Origin of the sequence: Moorena sp. SIO4A1 (genome assembly GCF_010672065.1) — a bacterium.
Lineage (GTDB): Bacteria > Cyanobacteriota > Cyanobacteriia > Cyanobacteriales > Coleofasciculaceae > Moorena.
Window position 1 is genome coordinate 1 of record NZ_JAAHHX010000241.1, and the last position, 2,745, is coordinate 2,745.

General features: G+C 48.9%; 7 protein-coding genes. 2 read left to right on the forward strand and 5 right to left on the reverse strand.

Going from position 1 to position 2,745, the window contains the following annotated elements; genetic code table 11:
* Window positions 1-187: 187 nt before the first annotated feature.
* Window positions 188-526, reverse strand: a complete 339-nt coding sequence (locus F6K53_RS36720) for a P-II family nitrogen regulator (RefSeq protein WP_293084447.1) — start codon at window positions 524-526, stop codon at window positions 188-190.
* A 48-nt stretch (window positions 527-574) separates the two neighbouring features.
* On the opposite strand from F6K53_RS36720, the gene F6K53_RS36725 reads away from it, so the two are divergent.
* Both F6K53_RS36725 and F6K53_RS36730 read left to right on the forward strand, forming a co-directional pair.
* A complete protein-coding gene (locus F6K53_RS36725) occupies window positions 575-745 on the forward strand; it encodes a hypothetical protein (RefSeq protein ID WP_293084450.1) in 171 nt (56 codons plus the stop codon).
* A 29-nt stretch (window positions 746-774) separates the two neighbouring features.
* Complete coding sequence (locus F6K53_RS36730; RefSeq protein WP_293084452.1) at window positions 775-945, forward strand: hypothetical protein; 171 nt, start codon at window positions 775-777, stop codon at window positions 943-945.
* A gap of 427 nt (window positions 946-1,372) precedes the next feature.
* Here the strand turns inward: F6K53_RS36730 and F6K53_RS36735 are convergent, their stop codons facing one another.
* The 4 genes from F6K53_RS36735 to F6K53_RS36750 form a co-directional block, all read right to left on the reverse strand.
* Window positions 1,373-1,675 (reverse strand): hypothetical protein, encoded by a 303-nt coding sequence (locus F6K53_RS36735; RefSeq protein WP_293053801.1) that lies wholly within the window; start codon window positions 1,673-1,675, stop codon window positions 1,373-1,375.
* A 214-nt stretch (window positions 1,676-1,889) separates the two neighbouring features.
* A complete protein-coding gene (locus F6K53_RS36740) occupies window positions 1,890-2,276 on the reverse strand; it encodes a hypothetical protein (RefSeq protein WP_293084455.1) in 387 nt (128 codons plus the stop codon).
* A gap of 137 nt (window positions 2,277-2,413) precedes the next feature.
* Window positions 2,414-2,536: a hypothetical protein gene (locus F6K53_RS36745; protein ID WP_293084458.1), complete on the reverse strand. Its 123-nt coding sequence runs from the start codon at window positions 2,534-2,536 to the stop codon at window positions 2,414-2,416.
* On the reverse strand, window positions 2,533-2,745 hold a 213-nt coding region (locus tag F6K53_RS36750; RefSeq protein ID WP_293084461.1), incomplete at its 5' end, for a hypothetical protein. The genes F6K53_RS36750 and F6K53_RS36745, both read right to left, overlap by 4 nt.

Genomic DNA, 2,745 nt, shown 5'->3' on the forward strand with positions numbered 1-2,745 from the left:
CATTGTCTTGATGCAGTCGCTCATGGTTTGAATTTACCGTAAGATAGTGGAGCCTTATTAAAAAATATTTAACCCTTTTCTGCATAACCTGCTAACTATAAAGGCTCCACTATCTAAGGTTTTGTCTCCGGGGGAAACCCCCAAGACCGCGCTGCATCGCTTTTTGCCCACCCTACTTGATTAGGGATTAAACAGCCTCTAGATTCCTTTCCCCAGTCCTAATCCGGATAACTTGCTCAATGGGACTGATGAAAATTTTACCGTCGCCGATTTTACCGGTCTGAGCAGCAGCGAGAATTTTTTCTACTGCCATGTCAACTAAGCCATTTTCAACAACGACTTCTAGCTTGACCTTAGGAAGAAAGTCTACCCTGTACTTTGTACCGCGATACTGTTCAGTTTGACCTCTCTGCCGTCCAAATCCCCGAACTTCAGACACGGTCATGCCAACGATACCAGCATTGACTAAAGCGATTTTAACCTCTTCGAGCTTATAGGCTCGGATAATTGCCTCGATTTTTTGCATTTTCCCAGCCCCTTACTGGGGCTTCCACTCCAATTGACTAACACCAGCATGACACATATACCACGAAAAATAAATTTTTCTGTAATAAATAATACATTTGTGATTGGTCATTGGTTCATTGCGATGTTCCTGCCTGCCTTGCTCACCAAGGATAACGGAGAATCACCCTCCCAACTCCCGACTCCCGACTCCCTACTCCCTACTCCCTCACAGGGGTAGGTTTTTAACAAAGACCTCAGGTGTGGGGTGTGGGGCGTGGGGTGTGGGGTGTGGGGGATAAGAAAGCGATGCAGCTTCGGAACAGGGGGAAACCACGGCAAAGCGCGAGTGGTTTGTTCGCGTTCGCCTTTGGCGTGGCCTACGGCCAAGCGTCGGCTACGCCGATAGTTACCGTAAGACAGGCTCGCCTTAATCAATAAGTTTTAACCCTTTTCTGCATAACCTACCAACCATAAAGGCTCAACGTAATCAGGTTTCGTCTCCGGGGGGAACCCCCCTTTGGCGGCGCTGCCTCCCCAAGACCGCGCTGCATCCCTTCTTTGTTGTTTTCCTTTTCCTTTCCTTGTGATCCGCCCCCGACCGGTCGGGGGTTGGGGGTGGGGCAGGACCCAAATGTAAAAAACCTACCCTTGTGAGCTCCCGACCTGGTTGACTGACAAAACTTATGTAACAGCATACTGATAAGTCTGGATCTGAAATTCCAGCCGATAGAGTCGTTGTTCATATTGTTTGCGTGATGCCATGGCTGGCGATGGGTCTTGATTACTTGAGAATTGGACCTGTTTAATTAAAGTCCACCCGTTGACCTTAGCGGCTTTGACCCAGTCCCAACCAATCCGAAAATAGCTATTGCCCCGTGCGCCAATGGGTGTCTACCCAACGTCGTTGACCTGACTCTACCACTGCCACCCCTTGTGCACTGACATAGCGATCCAGCAAGGGAACAGGGGGTTTCCCCCACTCGCGCTTTGCATCAAGACAGAGGGTTGCTACCGCCAAGATAAACCATAATCGTGACAGGGCAGATGCATCTCGAATCTCTGATTTTTGGAGATTCCAGCCACTGGACTGGTCATCTAAAAAGTTCTCTTCATAATCGTTGCGTAACCCATACGAGAGCATTGGTTTGTAGGCAGGTCTTTTCGTCACTGACTACTGCCCAAAACTCGACCTTGATGTTATTACGGCCAATAATCACGTGCACCAAACCATAGTTGGCACTTTTTTGCAATCGCACCTGATGCAAACACAAAGCCTCCCCCCGTAGAACATGGAAATCTTTGAGCTGGCACCAGCCAAAGCCCCCCGGAGATGAAACCTGATTAATAGTGGAGCCTTATTACAAAAGACCGTTACCTTTTACTCATAGCCTACCAACCATAAAGGCTCCACTATTGATGCGGTAACTTCTGACCCGCCAAATCCAACTATCCCTCGCGGGGCCAATCCGATAGTGCCAACCTAATTGAGTGGTTAACATCTGCCTTGGCGTTGATATGAACTTGCACCTCGGTCTGCCAGTAACACCACCAAGATGTCTTGGGGTAAGCGCCCCTGAGCTGATTGAATCATCTCCCGATAATCTCAGCAACGATACACTGGCACTGCCATGAGCCATGACCCGCGCTCGCCACGCGGCTTGGCGCGACCGAGATGTACCACACATAGCCGCACGCTCACAATACTTATCCCAAAATAGGGAGGTGTCTAATGCCAGATAGATCACCTGTTGAAGCCAATTGGCCTGCATCAGCTTGAATTAAGCTGCCATAGAGTTGATGCACATTGATTCGGGGATTATGCAACCAGCGCTGGATTCGTCGTTGTTTGCTGGCGGCATATTGACCCCGGCACGGCATATAAACCGTCCATTTAGTCAGATTCACACTACCGGTATGTACCAGCGCCACGCTCCATCGATACACAAGCGGTCAGATGAGTCAAATGCACCCAATCACCTTGACCCATCCATTGATTCAAGGCATTGTAGAGGCGGGAGTTTTTTTTCACAGCATCTTCAGGGTATGAGTGGTATCTATCTTGAGGATGCTGGCTCCCCACATTCTGGCGTCAATCCCTCCTATTCCCCTCCTGGCTTGCATTTGATTGTTCCTAATTGCTGAGGGGGTGACATGCAAGCTAAAATCCTTATTGGGTAATACTTTCAGCCGATATGTTACAAAAAGATACATACTAGTTTGGCCTGACCTTGGACGTAG

Coding starts and splice junctions, on each gene's coding strand:
- F6K53_RS36720 (WP_293084447.1), bottom strand. CDS start 526: ATGCAAAAAATCGAGGCAATTATCCGAGCCTATAAGCTCGAAGAGGTT.
- F6K53_RS36725 (WP_293084450.1), top strand. CDS start 575: ATGACACATATACCACGAAAAATAAATTTTTCTGTAATAAATAATACA.
- F6K53_RS36740 (WP_293084455.1), bottom strand. CDS start 2,276: ATGCAGGCCAATTGGCTTCAACAGGTGATCTATCTGGCATTAGACACC.